This window comes from Streptomyces sp. MJM8645 (genome assembly GCF_001625365.1).
Taxonomy (GTDB): domain Bacteria; phylum Actinomycetota; class Actinomycetes; order Streptomycetales; family Streptomycetaceae; genus Kitasatospora.
In genome coordinates, this window is the sequence record NZ_LJJF01000001.1 from 4979330 (window position 1) to 5005000 (window position 25671).

The window sequence follows — 25671 nt, forward strand, 5'->3', positions numbered from 1 at the left end:
GGCGACCGCACCGGACCGCGCCCCGCACCCTGCTGCCCGGGGTGCGGCTGCTGCGCGGCCTGCTGGTGCGGGTACGGCTGCCCGGCCCGGGCGTGGAAGGCCCGGTCGGCCGGCGTCCCGGCCTGCCCCGGACCGAACGGGCCGGGCTGGCCGTGCGGGCCCGGCTGCCCCGCCGCGGCCGGCGACGCGCCGTGCGGCAGCGGCTGGCCGTGCGGGCCGACCTGCGCCGGTGCGCCGTTCCCGGCCGGGAACGGGTACGCGGGCTGCGCGCCGTGCTGTGCGCCGTGCTGGCTGCCGTGTGCCCCGCCGAACAGCGCCGCGCCCGCTGCCGACCCGGCCGTGGCCGCCGCGTGCGGCAGGGCGCCGGGCAGCCGCAGGTCGCCGCCGTGCGGACCGGTCGGCACCGCCGACTGCGGCCCGGGCCGGCGCGCCCGGTAGCTGGTCCGGTACGCGGCGGGCGAGACCCCGAGCTGGCGGCGGAAGTGCCCGCGCAGCGCCACCGGCGAACGGAACCCGCACCGGCGGGCGACGTCGTCCACCGACAGCTCCGAGGTCTCCAGCAGCCGCTGCGCCTGGAGCACCCGCTGGGTGATCAGCCACTGCAGCGGCGCGCTGCCGGTGAGCGTGCGGAACCGCCGGTCGAAGGTGCGTCGGCTCATGTACGCGCGTGCCGCCAGCACCTCGACGTCGAACTGCTGGTTGAGGTTCTCCAGCGCCCAGGTGACCACCTCGGCCAGCGGGTCGTTGCCGATCTCCTCAGGTAAAGACTGGTCGATGTACTGGGCCTGTCCGCCGCCGCTGCGACGGCTCGGGACCACCAGGCGACGGGCCAGCGCGTTGGCCGCCTCGGCGCCGTGGTCGCTGCGCACCACGTGCAGGCACAGGTCGATGCCGGCGGCGGTGCCGGCCGAGGTGAGCACGTCGCCGTCGTCGACGAAGAGCTCGCGCGGGTCCACGTGCACCCGGGGGTAGCGCTTGGCCAGCGTCGGCGCGTACATCCAGTGGGTGGTCGCCGGGCGGCCGTCGAGCAGGCCGGCGGCGGCCAGGACGAAGGCGCCGGTGCAGAGCCCGATGATCCGCGCGCCCTCGTGGTGGGCCTTGCGCAGGGCGGTGATCGCCTCGACCGGCGGGGGCTGCGAGATCGAGCGCCAGGCCGGTACGACGATCGTGCCGGCCCGGGCGAGGGCCTCCAGGCCGTACGGAGCGGAGAGGGTGAGGCCGCCGGTGGTGGCGAGCGGGCCGTCCTCGCCGGCGCAGACCAGCAGCCGGTAGCGCGGTACCCCGGCGTCCTGGCGGTCGACGCCGAAGACGGACAGCGGGATCGAGCTCTCGAAGATCGGGGCGCCGCCGAAGATCAGCACCGCGACGGTCTCCCGGCGTCGGCGGCCGGAGAGCTTGCGCGGGGCGGAGACCGTCATCGGGGTCGACGAGCCGTTCGCGCCCGGCCCGCCGTGGCCCAGCGGGCCGTGGCCGGGGGAGCCCAGGGGGAGGCCGGCGAGGGGGCCGCCCAGGGAGCCGGTGGGGGCGCCGTTCAGGCCAGGGGCGCCGTTCGCGCCGATCGCGCCATTCGCGGCGATCGTTCCGCCCGCCCCCGGGTAGCCGGGATAGGCCGGGAAGTCGGCGCCGTAGGCCTGCGCCGGGCTGACGGTGCCTCGGCTGACGACCTGTCCGGAGTGCGCCTGCTGGCCGCCGTGTGCCGACCCGCCGTGCACTGCTCCGACGTGTGCCGCTCCGACGTGTGCCGACCCGCCGTATGCGGGACCGCCGTACGCCTGCCCGCCGTGTGCCGCTCCGCCGTGCTCTGCGGCCGCCGCCGAGGTGCCCGTGGCGGCGGTGCCGGGGGAAGGCACTGTGGGGTACGAGGAGTGCGAGACGGCGCCCGGGGTGCCGGAGTTGCGGGTGGTGGCGGCGGTCGCGGAGGTGCCGGTGCTTCTCGCGGACCGAGCCGCGATACCGGCCGCCGCCTGGCCGCTGTCAGGACCCGCGTCGCTCCTGCTCACCCTGCTCAAGGCGCTCAAGCCCCCTCGGTGGTGTGGTGTGGGTGGTGCGGCACTGCTGCTCGCCAAGATCGAAATCTATCGGGTGGACCATTGCCGTTGTGACAAGTTCACCATCCGACGCTATGTCGACATGGCAATTTGGCGTGATGCATTCGATCACGAAGCGTGGCACCCGTCGACCCTTCTGGGAAGAGGGCCGGTGCAACGGTGGCTGGTTGTCGCGGGGCCGGTCCTGGGGCGTCCGGCCCGCGCGCGCCCGGTCGGCGGGTCTGGGCTGCGGATTTGCCCAAGCGGGAGGGATCGGCGCGAAATTGACCGAAAATCGGCGGTGCACGAGAGGGCGCACGAAATGAGCTCGTGCGCCTCCCAGGCTTCATCCGGCCAGGGCCGGGGCGGCGGAACCGGGGCGCGACCTCCGGGTTACCGTCCTGCCGTGAACACCAACAGCCGGCTCGAACAGGCCAACGACAACGCCGCCGCCTTCTGGCTCGCCCAAGCCCGCGTGCACGGCTGGCGGTTCCGCACCCGCCCGGGCCTGACGGCGGTCCGCTGCGCCCGCACCCCGGAAGACTCGCACCGCTTCGTGGTCACCAGTCCGTACGTCGAACCAGCGCTGGTGGAAGGGGAGTTGGATGACCTCCTGAAGGAGTGGGAGACCATCTGCTTCACCCTGGAGGACCCGTACGGCGCACTCGACCTGACCCGGTTCGGCGCCATCCGGATGCCGGTCATGCCGGTGATGACCCGTGAACCCGGCCCGGTCGACGGCGTCCCGGCCGTCCTCCCCTCGCTCTCGGAGGCGCACGGCGGCGGCTCCCTGACGGTCGATGAGGCGCTGGACGGCGATGCTTTCGCGCAGGTCGAGCGTGCGATCGTGGACGGCTTCCCGCTGCCCGCCCGGCAGCCCTGGACCCGTGGCGAAGCGCTCCCGGAACAGCTCCTGCGCGAACCCGGGCTCCGGGCCTGGCTGGGCCGCGTCGACGGCGCCACCGCCGGCACCTGCCTCACCTACGACGACGGCCAGGCCACCGGGGTGTACTGGGTCGCCACCCTGCCCGACCGGCGCGGCCAGGGCGTGGCCCGCGCCGTACTCCAGACCGCCCTGGCCCACGCGCACCCCGGCCGCCCGGCCACTCTGGTCGCCACCTCGCTCGGCGAACCGCTCTACCGCAAGCTCGGGTTCACCGCGCAGGCCCGCACCTGCTGGTGGACCCGGACCTCCGCGCACGGCTGACGGCCGGGCCGCCCCGCGGCGGGGTCGTCGCTGGTTGCGGTGCGGTGCACCAGTTGCGGTGGGGCGCGGTGCGGCGGGGTGCGTGAAGGGCGTGCGGTGCGTGTGTGGGGCGGGGTGTGCGAGGTGGCACGTTCAAGCGGGGTGCTACGGGGCGGCCGCCGCCGGCGCCACGGCGAACGTGGTCCGCGCGGGCCCCGCCCCATCCGCCGCCGTACGGACGGCCGTTGGGTGCGCCACCGCGACGGGGCGCAGCACGCTCGCCCCCGGGTCCGTCGCCGGGCCCGCGCCCGGGACCAGGCCAGGACGGCTGTCGGCGACCACGGCAAACTCGCCGGTGCGGTTTCGGACATCCGCCCCCGCCATCGAACCACCGGGGGCACTGGCCGTTCCGGCGTTCACGGCAGCAGGCGCGAACGGGCCGTCAGGGGCGGATTCCGTCGGCCGTGCGCCGGTCCGCGCGCCGAGGAGCGCCCCCGCGCGCACCGGCACCCCGGTGGACCGCCGCTGGACCGGCCCGCCCGCGCGCAGACCCGGCCGGGCCGACGGCGCGCCGCGTGCGGCGAGCACCTGACCGACGGCCTCCGGCAGGCCGGCCGCCTTCAGCGTCGGCCGGTAGCCGCTCTCGGCCCAGGGCCGGCCGTGGTGCAGCCAGACGCTGCGCAGGCCGGCCAGTTCGGCGCCGGCGATGTCCGCGGGCGCGTGGTCCCCGACCATCCAGGTGCGCGCGGCCCACGTCCCGGTGGGCACGACGCCGCACCGCTGGGCGGCTATCTCGAAGATCAGCGGATCCGGTTTGACGCAGTCGGCCTCCTCGGAGATGACCCAGCCGTCGACCAGCGGCCCCAGCCCGGTCCGCCGGATCTTCTCCAACTGCGGCCGGGTGCCGCCGTTGCTGACGATGCCGAGCGTCCACCCGGCCGCCCGTGCCGCCTGCAGCGCGTCGACGTGTCCGGGCGGGCAGTGGATGTGGGAGTTGATGCCGTGTCGGTAGTGGGCGAGCAGGAACTCGGTGGAGACGTCCAACCCGTAGCGACGCCGGACGGCGGACAGTACGGTGCTGCGCGGCACGTAGCCGCCGCCGTCGAGAGTGACGAACCATTCGAGGTCTCCGGGCGGCAGGTCGCGCTCGGACAGAAAATCCTGAGCCCAGGCCCGGAAAGCGGCGTCCCTGGGGAGCAGCGTGTTGTCGAGGTCGAACAGGAGCAGGGGCATGCCAAGCATGGTGCCAGCGGCCGCGCCTATGCACCTGGCAAATGCCAGACCACGTCGCGAAGCCGTACGTAGTGGCTGAAACGGGTTCCAGGACCTGGCGTACGGGTGGGTCCGGGCGGGCCGGCTGAGGCTGGCGGGGCGTGACGGTTCGCGACGTGTCGCAACGGATCGTCGCCGATCCATGACAGTCCGGTCACGGTGTCCGGCAGGCCTGTTGCGTCGCCCGGTCCGCTCAGTCAAGCTCCAGGGAACCTCCTTTCTGGAGGGGGCGCGTGGCCTGCGGGCGGGGCGCACTGCCGACGGCGGGCGCATCCTCCTTTCGCGGGAACAATGCCGCTCCGAGGCCTCACCGCTGGGCTGGGCCTCACACCCGTCGTACTCTGAAAGGAACAGGTCACATACGGTGCTGCGCGGCGCAGACCAACGTCATCCCGTGGGCGGGCCTGCTGCCCGGGCGGCGTTGTCCTCTCCTGTCGGCCCCTCTCCCCTGAAGAGCCGTGAGCCATGGCTGGTTTTGAGTCCTTCCGACCGGTGGAGCCGGACGCGCCCCGCAGCGTGGGCGCAGGCGCCGGGGACGACGACGGCCGCGCGGACCTCGCTCCAGCCGACGGGCACGCCGATGTATCGGGTCGCCTGCCCGCCAGTAGGCAGGCCGATGACCGAGCCGACGACCAGGTCGACGCCCAAGCCGACGAGCCCGGCTGCGCACCGGCCGACGAGCGCAGGGGCGAGCGTGGGGGCGAGCGGGCTGATGACCGTGTCGGCGAGCATGCCGGCGAGCGGGTTGGCGACGCCGCTGCCCAGCGAGCCGACGCGCCGGCTGGTGCCTCGGGCGTCGCTGGTACCGCCGATCACACCCCGGGCGCTGAGGAAGCCGGCCCGGAGCCGGGTGCTCCCCGGGGCCTCGTGCGCGCTCTGTGCGGCCTGGTCCGACGGGGCGGCCTCGCCCGGCACGACCGTCCAGGGCCTCGCCAGCGGCGTGGCGGGCACCCGGCCGACCCTGCAGGGCCTCCGGTGACGGGCCGCCTGGGCCCGGGCGCCGAGCGCCCGGAGGCGTCCGGCCTGCCCGGCGCGCACACCGAGTCGACTGCCCGGGACGCGTCCGCGCGCTCCCTCGACCCGGTCTTCCAGCACGGCGTGGTCGTCGGCTTCGACGGCTCCCTGTCGAGCGAACGCGCCCTCGCGTATGCGGTGGGCATGGCGCGCCGTTCGCAGTGCGGCCTGGTGATCGTGCACGTCGCCAATCGCCTGCCCGCCACTGTCTGGGCGGGCTGTGAACCTCCCGTCTTCGTCGACCTCCCCGACCACCGGACCGAGGTCCTGGGCCTGGAGCTCGCCTGCGCGGACTTCCTCACCGGGGTGCCGTGGATCCTGATCGAGCGGGGCGGCGACATCTGCCACGAGATCGAGGAGGTCGGCCGCGAGTACGCCGCCGACGCGATCGTCGTCGGCACGACGCACGGCCTGCTCGGCAAGATCTTCGGCTCGGTCTCCGGACGGCTGGCGCGGCGGGCCAACCGCCCGGTGATCGTGATTCCCTGACGCTCCGTCGGGCGCCGCGTTTCCGCGCCCCCGGAGGCGTCTCCCCGTTGTCGGCCGCTGGTGTCGGCCGCCGACGGTGTCGACCGCCCCGCCGGCGTCGGCCCGCTCCTCTGCGTCGGGCGCTCCTCAACGCCGCCTGAGGAGCGGGGCGTTGCTCCGGTGGGGCCGGATCAGAACCCGGCGCCGATCTCCCGGGCGATGAGCATGCGCTGAACCTCCGATGTGCCCTCCCCGATTTCCAGGATCTTGCAGTCGCGCCAGAAACGGGCGACCGGGAACTCGTTCATGAAGCCGTACCCGCCGTGGATCTGGGTCGCCTCGCGGGCGTTGTCGACGGCGGCCTCGGACGAGTACAGCTTCGCGATCGCGGCCTCCTTCTTGAACGGTTCGCCGTGCAGCAGCCGGGAGGCGGCGTCCCGCCAGGCCAGGCGGGAGGTGTGGGCGCGCAGCTCCATGTCGGCGAGCTTGAACTGGATGGCCTGGTTGGCACCGATCGGCCGGCCGAAGGCCCGGCGCGTGCCGGCGTACTTGACGGACTCGTCGACGCATCCCTGGGCCAGGCCGGTGGCCAGGGCCGCGATCGCGATGCGGCCCTCGTCGAGGATCCGCAGGAACTGGGCGTAGCCTCGGCCACGCTCGCCCAGCAGGTTGGCCGCGGGGACGCGGCAGTCGGTAAAGGACAGTTCGCGGGTGTCGGATGCGTTCCACCCGACCTTCGAGTACTTCTTCGATACCTGGAACCCCGGGGTCCCGGTGGGCACGATGATGGAAGAGATTTCGCGCGTTGGCGAGCGGAATTCGCCTTCTTCACTCGAACGAGCGATCGGTTCCGTGAGTGCGGTGACGGTGACCAGACCGGTGATGTCCGTGCCGGAGTTGGTGATGAAGCACTTGGTGCCGTTGATGACCCACTCGTCCGTGGTCTCGTCGTACCGCGCGGTCGTGCGGGTCGCGCCGGCGTCCGAGCCGCCCTCGGGCTCGGTCAGGCCGAAGGCGCCGAGGAGTTCGCCGGAGGTCAGCCGGGGCAGCCACTCGCGCTTCTGCTCCTCCGTCCCGAACCGGTGGATCGGCATCGCGCCGAGCGAGACGGCCGCCTCCAGGGTGATCGCCACCGAGGAGTCGACCCGGGCGAGTTCCTCCAGGGCGATGCCCAGCGCGAAGTAGTCGCCGCCCATGCCGCCGTACTCCTCCGGGAAGGGCAGGCCGAACAGGCCCATGCGCCCCATCTCGCGGACGATCTCGTACGGGAACTCCTCCCGCTCGTAGAACCCGCCGATCTTCGGCGCCACCACGTCCTGGGCGAACTCGGCGACGGTGCGCCGCAGTTCCTCGTACTCGCTGCTGAGCCGGTGGTCGAACACGGTGATCCTCCTGGAGCCCGGCCGGGGTGGCCGCGGGCGTGAGCGGGACGACCGGCGTCCGTCTGACGGTGTGACGGTCGCACGGTGTGGTTGGACGATGAACGTGGTGCCCGGTGCCGGCCGCGGCCGGGATTCCGCGCGGCCGGCACCGGGGAGCGGTGGTGGGGCGGGGTCAGCCCCGGGCGGCGCCGAGCAGCGCCTGGACGGTGCGGGACGGGCTCGGACGGCCCAGCCGCTCGGCCATCCACCCGCTGGTGGCGACCAGCGCGCGCAGGTCGACCCCGGTCCGGATGCCGAGCCCGTGCAGCATCCACATCAGGTCCTCGGTGGCCAGGTTGCCGGTGGCGCTCTTCGCGTACGGGCAGCCGCCGAGGCCGCCCGCCGACGCGTCCACCGTGGTGACCCCCTCGCGCAGGGCCGCCAGGGTGTTGCTGAGTGCCTGGCCGTAGGTGTCGTGGAAGTGCACGGCGAGCCGGTCGGCCGGCACCCCGGCCCGCGCGAAGCCGGCCAGCAGGGCGCCGACCTGCCCGGGGGTGGCCACGCCGATGGTGTCGCCGAGGCTCAGCTCCGCGCAGCCCATCTCCAGCAGCCGCACGCCGTACCCGACCACCTGGGAGACCGGGACCGGACCTTCCCAGGGGTCTCCGAAGCACATCGAGAGGTAGCCGCGGACCGCCAGCCCGGCCTCGGTCGCCCGCGTCACGACCGGGCGGAACATCGCCATCGCCTCGTCCGCCGAGCGGTTGAGGTTGCGGCGGGCGAAGGTCTCGGTGGCGCTGGCGAACACCGCGACGTCGGTGGCGTGGTGGGCGAGCGCCCGGTCGAGGCCGCGTTCGTTGGGCACCAGCACCGGCAGTCGCAGGCCGGGGTGGCGCTCCGGCAGGCCGGCGAGCCGGGGCATCAGTTCCTCGGCGTCGGCCAGCTGCGGGACCCATTTCGGGTGGACGAAGCTGGTCGCCTCGACGGTGCGCAGCCCGGCGGCCGCGAGCCGGGCGATGAACTCCGCCTTGACCTCCACGGGCACCAGGGAGCCCTCGTTCTGCAGCCCGTCGCGCGGTCCGACCTCGTGGATCCGGACCTCCTCGGGCAGGCCGGGGGTGCGGACGGGGTCGGGCAGGCCCAGGTCCAGCGCGTCGGGCTCGCGGGCGGGTGCGGTCATGACCGCACCCCGGCGGGCGCGGGGGCGGCCTGCTCGTCGGCGCCGTCCCCGGCCGGGGCGACCACGACCAGCAGTTCCTCCATCGCGACGGTGGCGCCCGCGGTGGCCCGCAGCTCGGCCACCACGCCGTCGTGCGGGGCGGCGATCACGTGTTCCATCTTCATGGCCTCCAGCACGAGCAGGGGCTGGCCCTTGCGGACCGTCTCGCCCGTCGTGGTCTTGACGACGGTGACGGTTCCGGGCATCGGGGCGGTCAGGGCGCCGTGGTGGGCGGCGGTTCCGGCGGCGCGCTCGCCCACCGGATCGTGGGCGTGCAGCGACCAGGCGTCGCCCTCGATGCCGAGCCAGGTCACCGGGCCGGCGGCGAGGCCGGGAGCGGCGTCGGTGGCCAGCGCGAACGTGGTCTGCAGGCCGTCGACGGTCAGGTGCAGCCGGTCGGCGGTCCGGGTTGCGCGGGCGCGGTGGACGGGCCCGGCGCCGAGCCGGAGCTCGACCTCGCGGGTGAGCTCGGCGGGATTGTCAGTGGCATCGGCTACGTTGCCCGCAGTGATCGAACGGATGCGCACCGAGACCGGATCCTGGCCGGGGGTACGGAGTCGGTGGGTGGTCCAGGCGGGGGTGCCGCTCAGGCGCCAGCCGGAGGGAAGGGAGAAGGGGTCGGTCCAGCCGCCGGGGTCGGCGGCCGGGGTGAGGTCCAGGTGCCGCGCCAGCGCGGCCGCGTAGTAGAGGAGGTGGGCAGGTGGTGGCGTCTCGGCCGTCAGCGGGTCGGCAGTTGTGGCGTCGGCCTCGTGCGCGTCATCGGCCTCGTTGGCCTTGTCGGCCTCGCCGGTCTCGTTCGCGCCGTTCGGCGCGTTCGCCGGGGAGTACGGCGAGGCGAGCAGGGTGGGCTGCTGTTGGGCCGTCTGTTCCACCAGGCCGGTGTCCAGCCGGCCGGCGACGACCTCGGGGTGTGCGAGCAGCCGTCGCAGGAAGCCGGTGTTGGTGGTGACGCCCAGGATGCGGGTGTCGGCCAGCGCGGCGCGGAGCCGGCGCAGCGCGGTCGGGCGGTCGGGCCCGTACGCGATGACCTTGGCGAGCATCGGGTCGTAGGCACTGGTGACGACGGATCCGGGGGCGACTCCGGAGTCGACGCGCACGCCCTCGCCCTGGGGCTCCTCCAGGACGAGGATGCGGCCGCCGGTGGGCAGGAAGTCCCGTTCCGGGTCCTCGGCGCAGATCCGGGCCTCGATGGCGTGGCCCAGGAAGGAGATGTCGGACTGATCGAAGGAGAGCCGTTCGCCCGAGGCGATCCGCAGCTGCCACTCGACCAGGTCGAGTCGGGCTGAATCGTCGCCGACGGCGACGGCGAGTTCGGTGACGGGGTGTTCGACCTGGAGGCGGGTGTTCATCTCCATGAAGAAGAAGTCCCGCACTCCCTCGGTGGAGGCGGTGGCGGGGGAGTCCGGGTCGATGCCGGGAACGATGAATTCCACGGTGCCGGCCCCGGTGTAGCCGCAGGACTCCGCGGCGCGGACGGCCGCGGCGCCCATCGCGGCGCGGGTCTCGGCATTGAGCAGAACGGAGGGAGCCTCTTCGATCAGTTTCTGATGGCGGCGCTGGAGGCTGCATTCGCGCTCGCCGAGGTGGACGGTGGTGCCGTGGGCGTCGGCGAGCACCTGCACCTCGATGTGGCGCGGCCGGTCGACCCAGCGTTCCAGCAGCAGGGTGTCGTCGCCGAAGGCGGTCCGGGCGACGCGGCGGGCGGCGGCGATCTCGGTGGGCAGGTCGGTGCGGTCCCGCACGAGGCGCATGCCCTTGCCACCGCCTCCGGCGGACGGCTTGAGCAGGACGGGGTAGCCGATCTCGTCGGCGGCGGCGAGGAGATCCCCGTCGGTGGGCGCGGTGGCCTGGCTGCCGGGGACCACCGGAACGCCGGCGGTTCGGACGGCTTCCTTGGCGTTGATCTTGTCACCCATCAGCTCGACCGCACCGGGAGGAGGCCCGATGAAGACGAGGCCGGCGTCGGCGCAGGCGCGGGCGAAGCCGGCGTTCTCGGCGAGGAAGCCGTAACCGGGGTGGACGGCCTGGGCCCCGGTGCGGCGGGCGGCGGCGAGGATCTGGTCGGTGCGCAGGTAGGTCTCGGCCGCCGAGCTGTCGCTGCGGTCGGCCGGGCCGAGCCGGACGGCGACGTCGGCCTCGCGGACGTGCGGCGCGTCGGCGTCGGCGTCGCTGAACACGGCGACCGAGCGCACGCCGAGCCGCCGCAGGGTGCGGATCACCCGGAGGGCGATCTCGCCGCGGTTGGCGACCAGAACTGTGTCGAACATGGGAGGCGTTCCTCCGGGTCGAGGGGAGCCGTACGAAGGAGGTGGCGGCGGGGTGGCGGCGGTGGAGAGGAGGGCGCCGGCCCGGGTGCGCCGGCGCCGCGGGAGTCACGCCCGCAGGAGCGGGGTCACACCGACAGGAGAGGAGAGGTCGCGTGGGAGGGGGCGGGTCACACCCGCCGGGGCGGGGTCACATCCGGAAGACCCCGTACGGGCCGGGCGGCGGGAGCGGGGCGTTGGCGCAGGCGGTGAGGGCGAGGCCGACGACGGTGCGGGTGTCCATCGGGTCGATCACGCCGTCATCCCAGAGTCGGGCGGTGGCGTAGTAGGCGTTGCCCTGGCGCTCGTACTGCTCGCGGACGGGGCGCTTGAACTCCTCCTCCGCCTCGGCCGGCCACTGCTCGCCGTGGGCCTCCAACTGGTCGCGGCGGACGGTGGCGAGGACGGACGCCGCCTGCTCGCCGCCCATCACGGAGATCTTCGAGCCCGGCCACATCCACAGGAAGCGAGGTGAGTAAGCCCGGCCGCACATCGAGTAGTTGCCGGCTCCGTACGAGCCGCCGATCACCACGGTCAGCTTCGGGACGCGGGTGCTGGCGACGGCGTTGACCATCTTGGCGCCGTGCTTGGCGATGCCGCCGGCCTCGTACTGCCGGCCGACCATGAAGCCGGTGATGTTCTGCAGGAAGAGGAGGGGGATGCCGCGCTGGTCGCACAACTCGATGAAGTGGGCGCCCTTGAGGGCCGACTCGGAGAACAGCACGCCGTTGTTGGCGACGATGCCGACGGGGTGGCCGTGGATCCGGGCGAAGCCGGTGACCAGGGTCGCGCCGTACTCGGCCTTGAACTCGGCGAACCGGCTGCCGTCGACCAGCCGGGCGATCACCTCGCGCACGTCGTAGGGCGTGCGCGGGTCGACCGGGACGGCCCCGTACAGGCCGGCCGGGTCCACGGCTGGCGGCTCGACCGGGGTGAGCGGCCACGGCCTGGCCGAGCGCGGGCCGAGCCCGGCCACGATCGTGCGGACGATGGAGAGGGCGTGGGCGTCGTCCTCGGCCAGGTGGTCCGTCACCCCCGAGGTGCGGGAGTGCAGGTCACCGCCGCCCAGTTCCTCGGCGGTGACCACCTCTCCGGTGGCGGCCTTCACCAGCGGTGGCCCGCCCAGGAAGATCGTGCCCTGGTTGCGGACGATCACGGCCTGGTCGCTCATCGCCGGGACGTACGCCCCGCCGGCCGTGCAGGAGCCGAGCACGGCGGCGATCTGCGGGATGCCCGCGGCGGAGAGCCTGGCCTGGTTGTAGAAGATCCGGCCGAAGTGGTCGCGGTCCGGGAAGACCTCGTCCTGCATGGGGAGGAAGGCGCCGCCGGAGTCCACCAGGTAGACGCAGGGCAGCCGGTTCTCCAGCGCGACCTCCTGGGCGCGCAGGTGCTTCTTCACGGTCATCGGGTAGTAGGTGCCGCCCTTGACGGTGGCGTCGTTGGCGACCACCACCACCTCGCGCCCGGCGACCCGGCCGATGCCCGCGATCACCCCGGCCGCGGGCGCCGCCCCGTCGTACATCCCGTCGGCGGCCAGCGGGGCCAGTTCCAGGAAGGGCGAGGCCGGGTCGAGCAGGGCGTCCACCCGGTCGCGGGGGAGCAGCTTGCCGCGCGCCGTGTGCCGGGCGCGGGCCCTGGCGCCGCCGCCGAGGGCCGCCGCGTCGAGCTTCTCGCGCAGCTCGGCGACCAGGGCCCGGTGTGCCTCGGTGTTGGCGCGGTAGGCGGTGGAGCCCGGGTCGACCGCGGTGCCGAGCCGGGGCGCGGGAGCAGCGGCTCCCGGCGGTACGGCACCTGGCGCCGCCGTGGTGCCGGCCGCTGTGCTGCCATGGACGCCGGTGGGTACACCGGCGGTTGAGATGACCATTCCCAAGAGCTCCCTTGCCCTCGGCACCAGGCGGGCGGCCGGATGCGGTGCGCCCATGGACCCCACGTTAATTAACGTTAACTTACGCGCCCAGGTTAACGGCCGATAACCCCACTGTCTACGATGGGCAGCATGCCGAACGTCCCCGCAGCCTCCGCGCTCCCACGCCGCGACCAGATCCGTCGGGAGGCCGCGCGACTCTTCGCGGCCCGGGGTTTCCTCGGGGTGGGTGTGGACGAGATCGGCAAGGCCGTCGGCATCAGCGGCCCCGGGCTCTACCGCCACTTCGCCGGAAAGGACGCGATGCTCGCCGATCTGCTGATCGGCATCAGTGAGCGCCTGCTGGAGGAGGGGCGGCGCCGGGCGGGGGGCGGCGACGGTCCGGCCGCCGCGCTGGACGCGCTGATCGGCGGCCACGTCGACTTCGCCCTCGACGACCGCGACCTGATCACCCTCCACGACCGTGAGCTGCTGAACCTCAAGGAGGAGGACCGCCGCACCGTCCGCAGGCTCCAGCGCGGCTACGTCGAGCTCTGGGTGGACGTGGTCCGGCAGGTCTATCCGCAGCTGACGGGCCCCGCCGCCGAACCGGTGGCCAGGGCCGCCGTCCACGCGGTCTTCGGCCTGATCAACTCGACCCCGCACAGCCTCGGCCCGGGCCCCGCCCAGGACGAGCGCTCCGGCCTCCAGCGCGACGGCATGGCCGTCCTGCTGCACGCCCTCGCCCACGGCGCCTTCGCGGCGGCGGCCGAGTCGGTGTCCGCGCAGGCCTGAGTCCTGCGCGCCCGGACGGCCCGCTCGGCAGTCCAGGCCCAAGGTTGGCGCTCCGGCTCCGAGGCCGGAGGTCTAGGACCAAAGGACGGCGCCCGCCCGCCCCGGGCCGCTGGGCCTTCGGCGGCCCGTCCGCGACCCTGGAGGCAGGCGACCCCGGAGGCGGGCGACCCTGGAGACGGGCGGGTCGGCGGGCCGTGCGTTCGTTCGGCCGGGAATCACCGCAGGCCGCAGGCTGTTGGCCAGTCCGCCGGACCGGACGATCCGGGCCGCCCCGGCCCGCTCCGGCCCCATCCGGGCCGGAAACGCCATGGCGGCCACCCGATGAAATGGTTAGCATCCCTAAATATGCCTGAGACTCACGGATCCACGGTGGAGCAATCCCCGAGCGGCTCACCGGCCCCCGGCGCGAGCCCGCAGCCGGACGGCGCCCACCCGCAGCCGGACGGCAACGACCCGCAGGCCGTCGGCTGGCTGCGCCGCCTGGTCGGCTACTGCTGGCGCTCCCGCCGCAGCGTGCTGCTCGCCTTCGGCGCCTCGCTCGTCGGCATGGCCGTCACCTCGCTGGTGCCGCTGGTCACCAAGCTGATCATCGACGACGTCATCACCGCGCACACCCGTTCGCTGGTCCCCTGGGCGGTGGTGCTGCTGCTCGCCGCCGTCGTCGTCTTCGGTTGCACCCAGGTCCGCCGCTACTACGGCGGCCAGCTCGCCCTGGACGTCCAGCACGACATGCGCAGCGACCTGTTCCGCTCGCTCGGCCGGCTCGACGGCCACCGCCAGGACCGGCTGGACACCGGCCAGGTGGTCGGGCGCGCGACCTCCGACCTCCAGCTGATCAACGGCCTGCTCTCGATGCTGCCGATGATGACCGGCTACCTGCTGATGTTCGTCATGTCGCTGGCCGTGATGGTCTGGCTCTCCCCGCCGCTCACCCTGATAGCCCTGGTGATGGCCCCCGCGCTGTGGTGGATCACCGTCCTCAGCCGGAAGCGACTCTTCCCCGCCACCTGGGCCGCCCAGCAGGAGGCGGCCGCCGTCGCGGGTGTGGTGGACGGCGCGATCGGCGGTGTCCGGGTGGTCAAGGGCTTCGGTCAGGAGGCGCAGGAGCTGGACAAGCTGGAGCGGGCCTCCCGCAACCTGTTCGCGGCCCGGCTCCGGTCGATCCGGCTCAACGCCCGCTACAACCCGGCGATGCAGGCCGTCCCGGCGCTCGCGCAGGTCGCGGTGCTGGCCTTCGGCGGCTGGCTGGCCGTCGACGGCCAGGTGTCGCTCGGGACCTTCGTGGCCTTCTCCACCTACGTCGCGCAGATGACCGGACCGGTGCGGATGCTCACCATGGTCATCACGGTCGGCCAGCAGGCCCGGGCCGGCGTGGAGCGCGTCCTCCAGCTGATCGACGAGCGCCCGCTGGTCCAGGAGCGCCCGGACGCGCTCACCCTGGACCTCACCGGGGACGGCACCCGTGAAGGCGCCGCCACCGGCGTCCGTGAAGGCAGCACCGCAGGCCCCCGCGCCACCGCAGACACCCGCGCCACCGCAGGCCCCCGAACCTCCGACGTCGCCCTGGAGTTCGACCAGGTCGAGTTCCGCTACGACCCCGAGCACCCCGCCCCCGTCCTGCACGGCCTCAGCCTGAAGCTGGCCCCCGGCGAGACCCTCGCCCTGGTCGGGGCTTCCGGCTCCGGCAAGTCGACGGTGGCGCAGCTGGTGCCGCGCTTCTACGACCCGGCGGCCGGCGCCGTCCGCCTCTACGGCCACGACCTGCGCGACCTCACCCTGGACTCGGTCCGGTCGGCGGTCGGCATCGTCCCCGAGGAGAGCTTCCTGTTCTCCGAGTCGGTCCGCACCAACATCGCCTACGGCCGTCCGGACGCCACGGACGAGCAGGTCGTGGCGGCCGCGCGGGCCGCCCAGGCCGACGAGTTCGTCCGCGCGCTGCCGGACGGCTACGAGACCAAGGTCGGCGAGCAGGGCCTGACCCTCTCCGGAGGCCAGCGCCAGCGGATCGCGCTGGCCCGGGCGATCCTCACCGACCCCCGGATCCTGCTGCTGGACGATGCCACCTCGGCGGTGGACCCGCAGGTCGAGGCGGAGATCCACGACGCGCTGCGTTCGGTGATGACCGGCCGCACCACGCTGCTGATCGCCCACCGCCGCTCGACCCTGCAGCTCGCCGACCGGATAGCCGTCCTGGATCACGGCCGGCTGCTGGACATCGGCACGCACGAGGAACTCGACGCCCGATGTCCCCAGTACCGGGCTCTGATCACCGACCCCGAGGCCGGCCGCACACCCCGGTCGTCCGAGGCCCCGCAGACCGTCGAGCAGACCTCTCCGCAGACCCTCGAGCAGCCCGCCGGGCAGCAGACCCCCGAGCAGCAGACCGCTGAGCAGGCCGCCGAGCAGACCGCCGAGCAGACCGAGGCGCGGTCCACCTCCGAGCAGGTCGACGAACCGACCCCCACGCAGGCCCCGGCCCCGGAACCCGTTGCCCCGGAACCCGTCGCCTCGCAACCCGCCGCCCCTGCCACCCCCGACCTCCCCACCCCCGCCCTGGTCAAGGCGGCCCGCACCGCCGACCCCGACCTGCTGGCCAGGGTCGCGGCCCTCCCGCCGGCCGCCGACTCCCCGGCGGTCCCGCGCGCCGAGGCCGAGGCCGGTGACCCGGACTTCACCCTCCGCCGCCTGCTGCGCCCCTTCCGCGTCCCGCTCGCCCTGGCCCTGCTGCTCGTCGCGCTCGACGCGGCTTCCGGCCTGGTGCTGCCGGTGCTGATCCGGCACGGCATCGACCAGGGCGTCAGCAAGGCCCTGATGTCGGGGGTCGCCGTGGCCGCGCTCGCCGCGCTGGTGGTGGTGCTGCTGGACTGGTTGGTGCAGAGCGCCGAGAACCGGGTCAGCGGCCGTACCGGTGAGCGGGTGCTCTACATGCTCCGCCTCAAGATCTTCGCCCACCTCAACCGGCTCGGCCTGGACTACTACGAGCGCGAGCTGTCCGGCCGGATCATGACCCGGATGACCACCGACCTGGACTCGTTGACGTCCTTCCTGCAGACCGGCGTGGTCACCGCCGTGGTCAGCCTGCTGACCTTCGGCGGGATCTTCGCCGCGCTGCTGATCATCGACGCCGGCCTGGCCCTGGTGGTCTTCGCGGTGCTGCCCCTGCTGGTGATCGCGACGCTGGTGTTCCGACGGAAGTCCAGGGACCAGTACGAGCTGTCCCGGGACCTCATCAGCACCGTCAACGCCGACCTCCAGGAGAACGTGGCGGGCATGCGGATCGTCCAGGCCTTCCGCCGCCTGGACACCAACACGGACCGCTTCGTCGCCCGGGGCGTCGCCTACCGCGAGGCCCGGGTGCGCGCGCAGCTGTACATCTCGCTGTACTTCCCGTTCGTCCAGTTCCTCTCCAGCGTGGCCGCCGCGCTGGTGCTGATCGTGGGCGCGGCCCGGGTCGACGCCGGGACGCTGACGGTCGGCGCGCTGGTCGCGTACCTGCTGTACATCGATCTGTTCTTCGCGCCGGTCAACCAGCTGTCCCAGGTGTTCGACGGCTACCAGCAGGCTTCGGTGGGCCTCGGCCGGATCCGGGAGCTGCTGCGCACCCCGACCGCCACGGCCGAGGCGGCCGACCCCGTGCCGGTGCCCGAGGGGCTGCGCGGCGAGATCTCCTTCGAGGGTGTCGGTTTCGCCTACAACGGCGGTGCGGACGGCGCCCCGAACGTGCTGACCGGTGTGGACCTGTACATTCCGGCCGGGCAGACGGTGGCGCTGGTGGGCGAGACCGGCGCCGGCAAGTCGACGCTGGTGAAGCTGGTCGCTCGGTTCTACGACGCGACGGAGGGCACCGTGCGGGTGGACGGGGTCGACCTCACCCGCTTCGACCTGGCGCAGTACCGCCACCGGCTGGGCGTGGTGCCGCAGGAGGCGTACCTGTTCGCGGGCACGGTGCGCGAGGCGATCGCGTACGGCCGGCCCGACGCCTCGCCGGCGGAGGTGGAGGCGGCGGCCCGGGCGGTCGGCGCGCACGACATGATCGTCCGGTTGTCCGGCGGCTACGACCACGAGGTCGCGGGTCGCGGCCGCAACCTCTCGGCCGGCCAGCGGCAGTTGATCGCGCTGGCCCGGGCCGAACTGGTCGATCCGGATGTCCTGCTGCTCGACGAGGCGACCGCGGCGCTCGACCTGGCCACCGAGGCGGTGGTCAACCAGGCCGCGGACCGGCTCAGTGGCGGCCGCACCACGCTGGTCATCGCCCACCGGCTGACCACCGCCGAGCGCGCCGACCGGGTCGTCGTGCTGGACCACGGCCGGGTGGTCGAGGACGGCACGCACACCGAACTGCTCGCCCGGGGCGGCACGTACGCCCGGCTCTGGCAGGCGTTCATCGCGGACGGCCACCCGGCGGTCGAGGCCGTCGCCGCGGGGTAGCCGACTGCCCGCCAGGCTGATCGTCAGGCGGCGATCAGCGAGGCCAGCAGGCCGGTGGCGTCGATCCCGTGCGGCAGGTCGCTGACCTGTCCGTCCCCGACCTCGACCACGCGCCAGCCGGAGCCGTCGGCCCGGCTGGCGAGGTCGGTGGTGACGAAGCGGCAGCCGAGCATCCGGACCAGGGGGCGGACGCCGGTGAGGTCGGGTTCGACATCGTGGTGGGGTGCGTCGGGGTGCGGCCCGACCAGGATGGGTTCGCCGTCCAGCCACCACACTCGCGCCTCCACGGCCCGCCGGCTCCCACGGCCCGAACGGTCATCCGACCCTCCGCCCGAGTCGTCGCCCGAGCTGCCGCCCGGCCCGTCGGCCGGCCGCTCGAACTCCTCGTACCGCCGCAGCACCACCCCGCCGGTCAGGAACTCGCCCTGGAGCTCGACGAACCGCGCCACCACCCGCCCGACGCTCGCCAGATCGGCCAACTCGGGGATGTAGCAGGCCTCGTGCCACTCGTGCTTGCGCGACTTCACGTAGTCCTTGACGATCGCCGGCCCGCTCCCGCCGAGCCGGGCCGCGGCGGCCGCCAGCTCTTCCGGCCCGGGCACCGCGGAAGCGGCGGTGGGGATCCACGTACTGGGCGGAGTCGCCCCCTCGAACACGTCGTACCAGCCCGGCAGTTCGTGTGCCGTCGCATAGCCGGCGGGGCTGGTCAGCAGGGCGCAGCCGCGCGCGGCGAGCGCGGTGGCGAAACCGGCGTAGCGGGCGGACGGAAGCATCCAGCCCCGGTACCAGAGCGGACCCCGGTCCTGCGGCACCCGCCGGACCGCCTGCTCGGCGTGCCCGGCGAGCAGCGCGTCGTGGTCGACCAGGTGGTGCTCGCCGCCCAACTCCCGCAGCAGCCTGGCCTCCCAGGCGAAGTGCGGGTCGGGCCGGCGCGGGTTGAGCGGGTCGGCGGGGAAGAGGATCGCGGGTACGGGCATGGCCGTCAGGGTAAGGCCCGGGCGGGGCGGCGTCGGCGGCTTTCGGCGCGTCAAACCCGCTCGACGGCCCGGCCGGGTGCTGGGAGAGTGATCCGATGCGAAATCTGCTGAGACTCCGTACACGTGTCCCCCGGCAGGCGGCTCGCACGGTGGTCCTGGACGAGGACGGCTCGGTCTTCCTGCTCCGTTCGGACAACGACGAGGTCGGCGTCCACTGGACCATGCCGGGCGGCGGGCTGGAGCCCGGCGAGACCCCGTGGACCGGCGCCCGGCGCGAACTCTGGGAGGAGACGGGCTGGAGCGACCTCGAACCGGGCCCGCTGCTCTGCACCTGGGAACACGACTTCACCTGGCACGGCACCCCGGTCCGTCAGCACGAGCACATCTACCTCACGGGCGGACCGCACCGCGGCCCGGTCGGTGACGTCAGCGCGGTGCACGCCGAGGACCGGATCCTCGACTGGCGCTGGTGGACCCCGGCCGACCTGGCGGACGAGCACGCCGACGCGCTCTGGCCGCCCCGGCTGCCGGAGCTGCTGGCCGCCGTCCGCGAGGGCTGGGCCGTCGATGGGCGCCCCCCGGTACCCGTCGACCTCGGCTTCATCCCGAACGCCCCGGCCACCCGCTGACGGCCACCCGCTGACCGCTCCCCGACGCACGGCCGACCGCGATCTCCTGACCGCCGTCTCCTGACCGTCACCGGCGGGCCCCAAGAGCGCGCTGCTACGGCCACACGCTGCTACGAACGCACGCCCCTACGGGCGCCCGCCGCGTCGCGCCCGCCCGCCCGGGCCGGATTCCCAACCGTGCAGGTCCAGCTCCCGGTCGTGCAGCGCGCAGGGGTTCATCAGCACGGTCAGTTGTGCGTCGGCCAACTGCTCGAAGGCGAGCCCGGTGGCGGACAGCAGCTGCTCGGTCGGCACCGAGACGGCGATGGCGGCGCGCCAGGAGGGCAGCACGATCAGGCTGGTGCCGCGGCCGATCCGGACCGGTTCCGCCGTCACCCGGACCGGCGCCCGCTCCTCCGGGCGGCCGACGGCCTCGGGCTGGTTCGGGCTGCCGCCGATCAGGATGCCGAGTGGTGTTTCGGCCCGCGCCGCCTCGGGGGCGGCGGCCGACGGAGCCGTCACCGCCCCGGTGCCTCCGGTGAGTTCACCTGAACCGGGTGCGGCTGCCGCCCAGACCTCGGCCGGGAGAGCGGCGGAGGTCACGGGTGTCGTAGGTGCTGTCCCGATCGGTTCGGTCGCGGCCGTCTCCCGTGCGGCCGCCCCCTGCCCGGTCGCGTCGGCCTGCGGGTGCATCCGGCGCAGCCGGCGCGAGGGCGCGGGGCGCCGGGAGCCGGCGGCCCGGAGTTCCTCGCGCGCCGCGCGCAGCACGGGCACGGCCCGGTCGCCCTCGGGCGCGACGGCCGGCCGGCCGAACCTGCCGGCCCCGGCCCCGGTCCGCCCGCCCACGGCCTCGGCCCCGCCACCCGGAACGTCTCCACGGTGCTCAACACCCGCGCCGCCCGCGCCGCCTTCACGGACCTCGCCGTCCTCGCCGTCCCCGTCCTCGGCGCTCTCGCCCAGCAGCGCCCGGACTTCCGTAGCAGGTCGCCGGCACGCGGCCGCCAGGTCGGCGACCGAGCGGCCTTGGGCGCGGGCGGCCCGCAGCCGGTCGGCGAGCGCCGCCCGCAGCCGCGAGGTGGTCGGATCGTCCGCAGCCGCCTTGCCCCCCGCCGCCGCGAGTCCGCCGTCTGCCCCGCCGTCCTCCCGTCCGCGCGGCTGCGGCACCGAGTCGTGGCGTGAGCCGCCGGCCTGGCGCGGCCCGCCGGCCGTGCCGGACGGGGCGGCGCCCGGAGTGCCGGCCGGGCCGGTCTCGGCGGCCGTCGCGATGGAGCAGCGTGCGGCGTGCGGGGGCGCGGATCCGGCGCTGTCCCCGGGCGGGCCGGGCAGGGACGGGTCGGTTGCGGCGGGGTGGAGCGAGGTCATCGGCACGGGCCCTTCGGCGGACGGTCCGGATGATCCTCCCGCACCGCGCGACCAGCTCCAAGCATCAATTCCGGGGGTGTGCGCGAGACCACTGCCCGCCCCTACACCCCGTGTCGGCTCAAGTGCCGGGCGCGACGAAGCCCTTGAGGTCGGCGAGCACCGCGTTGGCCGCCATGACACCGAGCCCGAGGAACCAGGTCTCGTCCGAAACCGGCCGGGCCTGACCGGACTTGACCGCGCCGAGGGTCTTCCAGAGCGCGCCGCCGAGCACCGCGTCCTGGTTGGTGGAGCTGGGGCTGCCGTACACGCCGTAGAAGATCCAGTCGGCGTCGGCCTTGTCGATCTGTTCCGGGCTGACCTCCACCGCGAGTTCCTTGACCTGTTCGATCTTGGGCTGCGGCAGCGGGATGTCGGTGAGGATGGTGCCGATGAAGGACAGCTCGGCGTACAGCCGGGTCCGGCCGGGCATGAAGCGCAGCGGCGTGATGGTGGGCCGCTTGTCGCCGAGCTTGGCGCCGATCGCGGTGGCGGCCGCCTGGTACGCGTCGAGCTGGGTCTTGGCCTCGGCCTCCAGGCCGAACGGGCTGGCGTTGAGCTGGAAGTTCTGCTTCCAGGGGTAGCCGGGGCGCAGCGAGAAGACGGTCGGCGCGATCTTGGACAGCTGCGCGTACTGGTCCTGGGCGCGCAGCTGGCTGCCGAGGATCAGGTCGGGCTTGAGCGCGGCGATGGCCTCCAGGTTGAGGCTGTTGATGGTGCCGACGTTGGCCGGGTTGCCGGCCTTGTCCTTGAGGTAGGACGGCAGGGACTTGGAGCCGTCGGTGTAGACGATGCCGACCGGCTGGATGCCGAGTGCGACGACGTTGTCGAGTTCGCCGGTGTCCAGCACCACGACCCGGGTGGGCTTGGCGGGGATGACGGTCTCGCCCATGGCGTGCTTGACGGTGCGCGGGTAGACGCCGGGGGCGGCGTCGGTGCCGAAGCCCTTCATCTTCTCGATCACGGTGGCGTAGTCGTCGCCGCCCTGCTTGACCGACTTCTGGTCGGGCGATGCGCCGCCGGCGTTGGGGGTCGCGCCGCCGGAGCCGCCGTTGCCGCCCGAGCCGCCGGAGCTGCCGCAGGCGGTGAGCAGTCCGCCGAGGCCGAGGACCGCCCCACCGGCGATCCCGGCGGAGAGGAACCTGCGGCGGGAGGGGGTGCGGGGGACGAGGACCAGGTCGTCGGGGTGGGGGGCCACGCGACGCTCCTTCGAATCGAGGTTAGGTGAGGCAAACCTATCCGAAGCACCCGAGGGGGGGCGTAGTGGCCCGTCCGGGCCGAGGGCGAACCATCTCAAACCTTGACATAAGGGAGAAATTCTCTTGACCCTGATCCTTTGAAACCAAGGTACACCGCTTAACGCGCCGTTAATGCTGCACCTTGACGGCCTTTGTCGAGAACGAATCGAAGCAAGTGGTTTAGATCACCAAGGGTTGGTCTACTCAACCTTCCATGCTCGCGCCTAGGGTGCGCTGGTGTTTGATCAGCAGCTCTCAGAGCACGGAAGCAGCGGCCGGGCAATGGCGCCCGACGCTCCGCAGGGTGCCCCGGTCAGTGGCATCAGTGGTGGAGTCCCCGACCAGGGGACAGCTGGGGGAGCGGGGGACAAGGGTCTACGGGGCAACTCGGTGGGCCTGCTGGGCAGTGTGGTCCTGGGCGTCTCCACGGTCGCCCCGGTCTACTGCCTGACCGCGACACTCGGGCCGACCGTCACCGCGGTCGGCGTCCAGATGCCCGCCGTGTTCCTGGCCGGCTTCCTGCCGATGCTGCTCGTCGCGTTCGCCTACAAGGAGCTGAACAAGGACTTCCCGGACTGCGGCACGTCCTTCACCTGGACGGTCAAGGCCTTCGGCCCCCGGGTCGGCTGGATGGCCGGCTGGGGCCTGACCGTCGCGACCATCATCGTGCTGTCCAACCTGGCCGGGGTCGCGACCGACTTCCTCTACCTGATGCTCGGCGAGATGACCGGCAGGAGCTGGGTCGCCGAACTCGACCAGAACCAGGCCGTCCACCTGCTCACCGTCGTCCTGCTGATCGCCGGCGCCACCGCGATGAGCTACCGGGGGATGACCGCCACCAAGTGGTTCCAGTACAGCCTGGTCGGCCTCCAACTCGCCGTGCTGGTGCTCTTCTCGGCCATCGCCATCGGCAAGGCCGCCGCCGGCGACCTGCCCGACTCGATCGGCTTCTCGTTCTCCTGGCTCAACCCGCTCCAGGTCAGCTCCTTCAGCGCCTTCACCGCCGGCCTGTCGCTGTCGATCTTCATGTACTGGGGCTGGGACACCTGCCTCACCATGAACGAGGAGACCCTCGGCAGCACCAAGACCCCCGGCCGCGCCGCGATGGTCTCCATGGTCACCCTGGTCGGCTCGTACCTGCTGGTCGCGATCTCCGCCCAGATGTTCGCGGGCGTCGGCTCCACCGGCTCCGGCCTCAGCAACCCGGAGACCTCCGACAACGTCTTCGCCGCGCTCGCCCGCCCGGTCCTCGGCTCGCCGTGGAGCGTCCTGCTCTTCCTGGCCGTCGTCGCCAGCGCCGCCGCCAGCCTCCAGACCACCTTCATCCCGGTGGCCCGCACCCTGCTCGCGATGAGCGCCTACCGTGCCGTGCCACCGCGCTTCGGCGCCGTCCACCCGCGCTTCCGCACCCCCGGGTACGCCACCGTCGCGGCCGGCATCGCCACCGCCGTCTTCTACGTCGGCATGAGCCTGATCAGCGAGAACGTCGTCCAGGACACCATCCTGGCGCTCGGCCTGATGATCTGCTTCTACTACGCGCTGACCGCGTTCGCCTGCGTCTGGTACTTCCGCCGCTCGCTGCGCACCGGCCCCCGCGACCTGTTCCTCAAGGGCATCGCCCCGCTGCTCGGCGGCGTGCTGCTGAGCGGGGTCTTCCTGCAGACCCTCACCGACGCCTGGAGCCCGGACTACGGCAGCGGCGCCGTCTTCGGCATCGGCTCGGTGTTCGTCATCGGCGTCGGCATCCTGCTGCTCGGCGCCGTCCTGATGACCTGCTACGGGCTGGCCCGGCCGGAGTTCTTCCGTGGCGAGACGCTGCGCAAGGACACCCCCGCGCTGGTCGTCGAGGACTGAGAGGACCGAGAGGGCCGGGAGGACTGAGAGGACCGGGAGGACCGGGAGCGCCGAAAACCGACCACGCCGCCGGGCATCGACGCTATCCTCGACCGCATGAAGCTTTACGCGGGCCAGTGCTGGTGGCCGTCCTGAGGGACGGCCACCCCACCCGCTCGACCAGGGCCGTCCGGAATGGACGGCCCTTTCGCGTTTCCCACGGAACGGGCCCCCGCCCCGGACGGCCGCCACCACCGCCGTACCGAGGAGAAACCCGATGACCACCGCGACGACCGCGACCAACGCGACGACCCCGACGACCCCGTCCGTGGCCACCACCGCCACCTTCACCGCCGACCCGGCCGGCCACCGCGTCCTCACCGGGGACCGCCCCACCGGACCGCTGCACCTCGGCCACTACTTCGGCACCCTGCACAACCGCGTCCAGCTCCAGAACCAGGGCGTCGAGATGTTCGTCGTGATCGCCGACTACCAGGTCATCACCGACCGGGACATCGCCGACCGGCTCGCCGAGCACACCGAGAACCTCGTCCTCGATTACCTCGCGGTCGGTCTCGACCCCGACCGCGCCACGATCTTCGCGCACAGCGCCGTCCCCGCCCTCAACCAGCTGCTGCTGCCCTTCCTCAGCCTGGTCAGCGTCGCCGAACTGAACCGCAACCCCACCGTCAAGGACGAGATCGCGCACTCCCGCCAGTCCGCCGTCAACGGGCTGATGTTCACCTACCCCGCCCACCAGGCCGCCGACATCCTCTTCTGCAAGGCGAACCTCGTCCCGGTCGGCCAGGACCAGCTGCCCCACCTCGAAGTCGCCCGCACCATCGCCCGCCGCTTCAACGAGCGCTACCCGCACGCCGACGGCGGCGCCGTCTTCCCCACCCCCCGCGCACTGCTCTCCGACGCCCCGCTGCTGCTCGGCACCGACGGCGGCAAGATGAGCAAGAGCCGGGGCAACTCCGTCCCCCTCGGCGCCACCGAGGACGAGACCGCCCGGATCATCCGCGGTGCCAGGACCGATGCCGACCGCCGGATCGACTATGACCCGGCCAACCGGCCCGAGGTCTCCAGCCTCATCCTGCTCGCCGCGCTCTGTCAGGACCGCGCACCCGAGGAGATCGCCGAGGAACTCGGCGACGGCGGGGCCGCCGCGCTCAAGCGCACCGTCACCGACTCCGTCAACGAGTACCTCCGCCCCCTGCGCGCCCGCCGTGCCGAACTCGCCGCCGACCGAGGCCACCTGCGCCAGGTCCTGCGCGGCGGGGCCGAACGCGCCAACGCCGTCGCCGACGCCACCCTCGACGAGGTCAGGAAGGTGATGGGGGCGATCTGAAGAACCGCCCCGCACCGTCGGGGCACCTCCGGCGTACCTCCGGCGCACCTTCGGCCCGAAGACGTCGGCTCGCGGACATCGGCCCGTCGAAACGGGGGCATATCGTCACCGGGCGGCCTCGACCACACCGAGGCCGCCCGTACCCGGCCTCCCCCGAAAGGCGTCCCGGCCCATGGACCAGCACCCGACCACGCCCGGCCAGGGTCTGACCCGCCCGCCGCACCTGCGCCCCGGCGACCACATCGCCGTCGTCGCCCCCAGCGGCCCGATCGACTCCCAGCGACTCACCGACGGCTGCGCGATCCTCCGCTCCTGGGGCCTGCGGGTCACCGTCGCCCCGCACGTCCTCG

The 25671-nt window shown here is 73.5% G+C and carries 17 protein-coding genes and 1 pseudogene (1 of these 18 running past the window's edge); 8 read left to right on the top strand and 10 right to left on the bottom strand.

The annotated features are described in order from the left end of the window. Positions 1–419: 419 nt before the first annotated feature. A pseudogene (locus A6F73_RS21545) lies at positions 420–1418 on the bottom strand (helix-turn-helix domain-containing protein); the annotation flags it as partial. Between the two features lie 1015 nt (positions 1419–2433). Here A6F73_RS21545 and A6F73_RS43265 point away from each other — a divergent pair. Then, positions 2434–3234 (top strand): GNAT family N-acetyltransferase, encoded by an 801-nt coding sequence (locus tag A6F73_RS43265; protein ID WP_063349300.1) that lies wholly within the window; start codon positions 2434–2436, stop codon positions 3232–3234. 144 nt (positions 3235–3378) lie between these two features. On the opposite strand, the gene A6F73_RS44085 is transcribed toward A6F73_RS43265, so the two are convergent. Both A6F73_RS44085 and A6F73_RS21560 read right to left on the bottom strand, forming a co-directional pair. Then, positions 3379–4446: an HAD family hydrolase gene (locus A6F73_RS44085; RefSeq protein ID WP_063349301.1), complete on the bottom strand. Its 1068-nt coding sequence runs from the start codon at positions 4444–4446 to the stop codon at positions 3379–3381. 426 nt (positions 4447–4872) lie between these two features. Further along, positions 4873–5436 (bottom strand): hypothetical protein, encoded by a 564-nt coding sequence (locus A6F73_RS21560; protein ID WP_063349302.1) that lies wholly within the window; start codon positions 5434–5436, stop codon positions 4873–4875. A 72-nt stretch (positions 5437–5508) separates the two neighbouring features. Here A6F73_RS21560 and A6F73_RS21565 point away from each other — a divergent pair, with 72 nt between their 5' ends. After that, positions 5509–5988, top strand: a complete 480-nt coding sequence (locus A6F73_RS21565) for a universal stress protein (RefSeq protein WP_063351389.1) — start codon at positions 5509–5511, stop codon at positions 5986–5988. 170 nt (positions 5989–6158) lie between these two features. On the opposite strand, the gene A6F73_RS21570 is transcribed toward A6F73_RS21565, so the two are convergent. The 4 genes from A6F73_RS21570 to A6F73_RS21585 all read right to left on the bottom strand — a co-directional run bounded on the left by A6F73_RS21570 (position 6159) and on the right by A6F73_RS21585 (position 12714). Next, entirely contained in the window at positions 6159–7349 is a 1191-nt protein-coding gene (locus tag A6F73_RS21570) for an acyl-CoA dehydrogenase family protein (RefSeq protein WP_063349303.1), read from the bottom strand. A gap of 172 nt (positions 7350–7521) precedes the next feature. Further along, complete coding sequence (locus A6F73_RS21575; protein ID WP_208869101.1) at positions 7522–8508, bottom strand: hydroxymethylglutaryl-CoA lyase; 987 nt, start codon at positions 8506–8508, stop codon at positions 7522–7524. Next, a complete protein-coding gene (locus A6F73_RS21580) occupies positions 8505–10814 on the bottom strand; it encodes a biotin carboxylase N-terminal domain-containing protein (RefSeq protein ID WP_063349304.1) in 2310 nt (769 codons plus the stop codon). The genes A6F73_RS21575 and A6F73_RS21580 overlap by 4 nt, the downstream gene beginning before the upstream one ends. 187 nt (positions 10815–11001) lie before the next feature. Continuing rightward, positions 11002–12714 (bottom strand): carboxyl transferase domain-containing protein, encoded by a 1713-nt coding sequence (locus A6F73_RS21585; protein ID WP_063349305.1) that lies wholly within the window; start codon positions 12712–12714, stop codon positions 11002–11004. Between the two features lie 132 nt (positions 12715–12846). On the opposite strand from A6F73_RS21585, the gene A6F73_RS21590 reads away from it, so the two are divergent. Together A6F73_RS21590 and A6F73_RS21595 are read left to right on the top strand one after the other, a co-directional pair. Next, the gene (locus A6F73_RS21590) at positions 12847–13488 is read left to right on the top strand and encodes a TetR/AcrR family transcriptional regulator (RefSeq protein ID WP_107452927.1); all 642 of its coding nucleotides are present in this window, start codon (positions 12847–12849) and stop codon (positions 13486–13488) included. 345 nt (positions 13489–13833) lie between these two features. Next, positions 13834–17916, top strand: coding sequence for an ABC transporter transmembrane domain-containing protein (locus A6F73_RS21595; RefSeq protein ID WP_079135870.1), 4083 nt, complete (start codon positions 13834–13836; stop codon positions 17914–17916). 23 nt (positions 17917–17939) lie between these two features. Here the strand turns inward: A6F73_RS21595 and A6F73_RS21600 are convergent, their stop codons facing one another. Beyond that, complete coding sequence (locus A6F73_RS21600; RefSeq protein ID WP_063349307.1) at positions 17940–18893, bottom strand: ATP-grasp domain-containing protein; 954 nt, start codon at positions 18891–18893, stop codon at positions 17940–17942. Between the two features lie 95 nt (positions 18894–18988). Between A6F73_RS21600 and A6F73_RS21605 the strand changes: the two genes are divergently transcribed. Then, entirely contained in the window at positions 18989–19522 is a 534-nt protein-coding gene (locus A6F73_RS21605; RefSeq protein WP_063349308.1) for an NUDIX domain-containing protein, read from the top strand. 126 nt (positions 19523–19648) lie between these two features. On the opposite strand, the gene A6F73_RS21610 is transcribed toward A6F73_RS21605, so the two are convergent. Together A6F73_RS21610 and A6F73_RS21615 are read right to left on the bottom strand one after the other, a co-directional pair. Beyond that, complete coding sequence (locus tag A6F73_RS21610) at positions 19649–20863, bottom strand: hypothetical protein (RefSeq protein WP_063349309.1); 1215 nt, start codon at positions 20861–20863, stop codon at positions 19649–19651. A 118-nt stretch (positions 20864–20981) separates the two neighbouring features. Then, positions 20982–22097 (bottom strand): iron-siderophore ABC transporter substrate-binding protein, encoded by a 1116-nt coding sequence (locus tag A6F73_RS21615; RefSeq protein WP_244293455.1) that lies wholly within the window; start codon positions 22095–22097, stop codon positions 20982–20984. Positions 22098–22419: 322 nt separating this feature from the next. Between A6F73_RS21615 and A6F73_RS21620 the strand changes: the two genes are divergently transcribed. The 3 genes from A6F73_RS21620 to A6F73_RS21630 form a co-directional block, all read left to right on the top strand. Then, positions 22420–23991 carry an APC family permease gene (locus tag A6F73_RS21620; protein ID WP_063349310.1) on the top strand — a complete coding sequence of 524 codons (1572 nt, stop codon included), beginning with the start codon at positions 22420–22422 and terminating at the stop codon, positions 23989–23991. Positions 23992–24247: 256 nt separating this feature from the next. After that, positions 24248–25321, top strand: coding sequence for a tryptophan--tRNA ligase (gene trpS, locus A6F73_RS21625; RefSeq protein ID WP_079135871.1), 1074 nt, complete (start codon positions 24248–24250; stop codon positions 25319–25321). Between the two features lie 172 nt (positions 25322–25493). Beyond that, on the top strand, positions 25494–25671 hold the 5' end (the start) of the coding sequence (locus tag A6F73_RS21630) for an LD-carboxypeptidase (protein WP_063349311.1). It continues 779 nt past the right edge of the window; only the first 178 of its 957 coding nucleotides appear in the window; the start codon lies at positions 25494–25496; the stop codon falls past the right edge of the window.

Coding starts and splice junctions, on each gene's coding strand:
- A6F73_RS21575 (WP_208869101.1), bottom strand. CDS start 8,508: ATGACCGCACCCGCCCGCGAGCCCGACGCGCTGGACCTGGGCCTGCCC.
- A6F73_RS44085 (WP_063349301.1), bottom strand. CDS start 4,446: ATGCCCCTGCTCCTGTTCGACCTCGACAACACGCTGCTCCCCAGGGAC.
- A6F73_RS21605 (WP_063349308.1), top strand. CDS start 18,989: ATGCGAAATCTGCTGAGACTCCGTACACGTGTCCCCCGGCAGGCGGCT.
- A6F73_RS21580 (WP_063349304.1), bottom strand. CDS start 10,814: ATGTTCGACACAGTTCTGGTCGCCAACCGCGGCGAGATCGCCCTCCGG.
- A6F73_RS21590 (WP_107452927.1), top strand. CDS start 12,847: ATGCCGAACGTCCCCGCAGCCTCCGCGCTCCCACGCCGCGACCAGATC.
- trpS (WP_079135871.1), top strand. CDS start 24,248: ATGACCACCGCGACGACCGCGACCAACGCGACGACCCCGACGACCCCG.
- A6F73_RS21585 (WP_063349305.1), bottom strand. CDS start 12,714: ATGGTCATCTCAACCGCCGGTGTACCCACCGGCGTCCATGGCAGCACA.
- A6F73_RS21595 (WP_079135870.1), top strand. CDS start 13,834: ATGCCTGAGACTCACGGATCCACGGTGGAGCAATCCCCGAGCGGCTCA.
- A6F73_RS21620 (WP_063349310.1), top strand. CDS start 22,420: ATGGCGCCCGACGCTCCGCAGGGTGCCCCGGTCAGTGGCATCAGTGGT.
- A6F73_RS21600 (WP_063349307.1), bottom strand. CDS start 18,893: ATGCCCGTACCCGCGATCCTCTTCCCCGCCGACCCGCTCAACCCGCGC.
- A6F73_RS21610 (WP_063349309.1), bottom strand. CDS start 20,863: ATGACCTCGCTCCACCCCGCCGCAACCGACCCGTCCCTGCCCGGCCCG.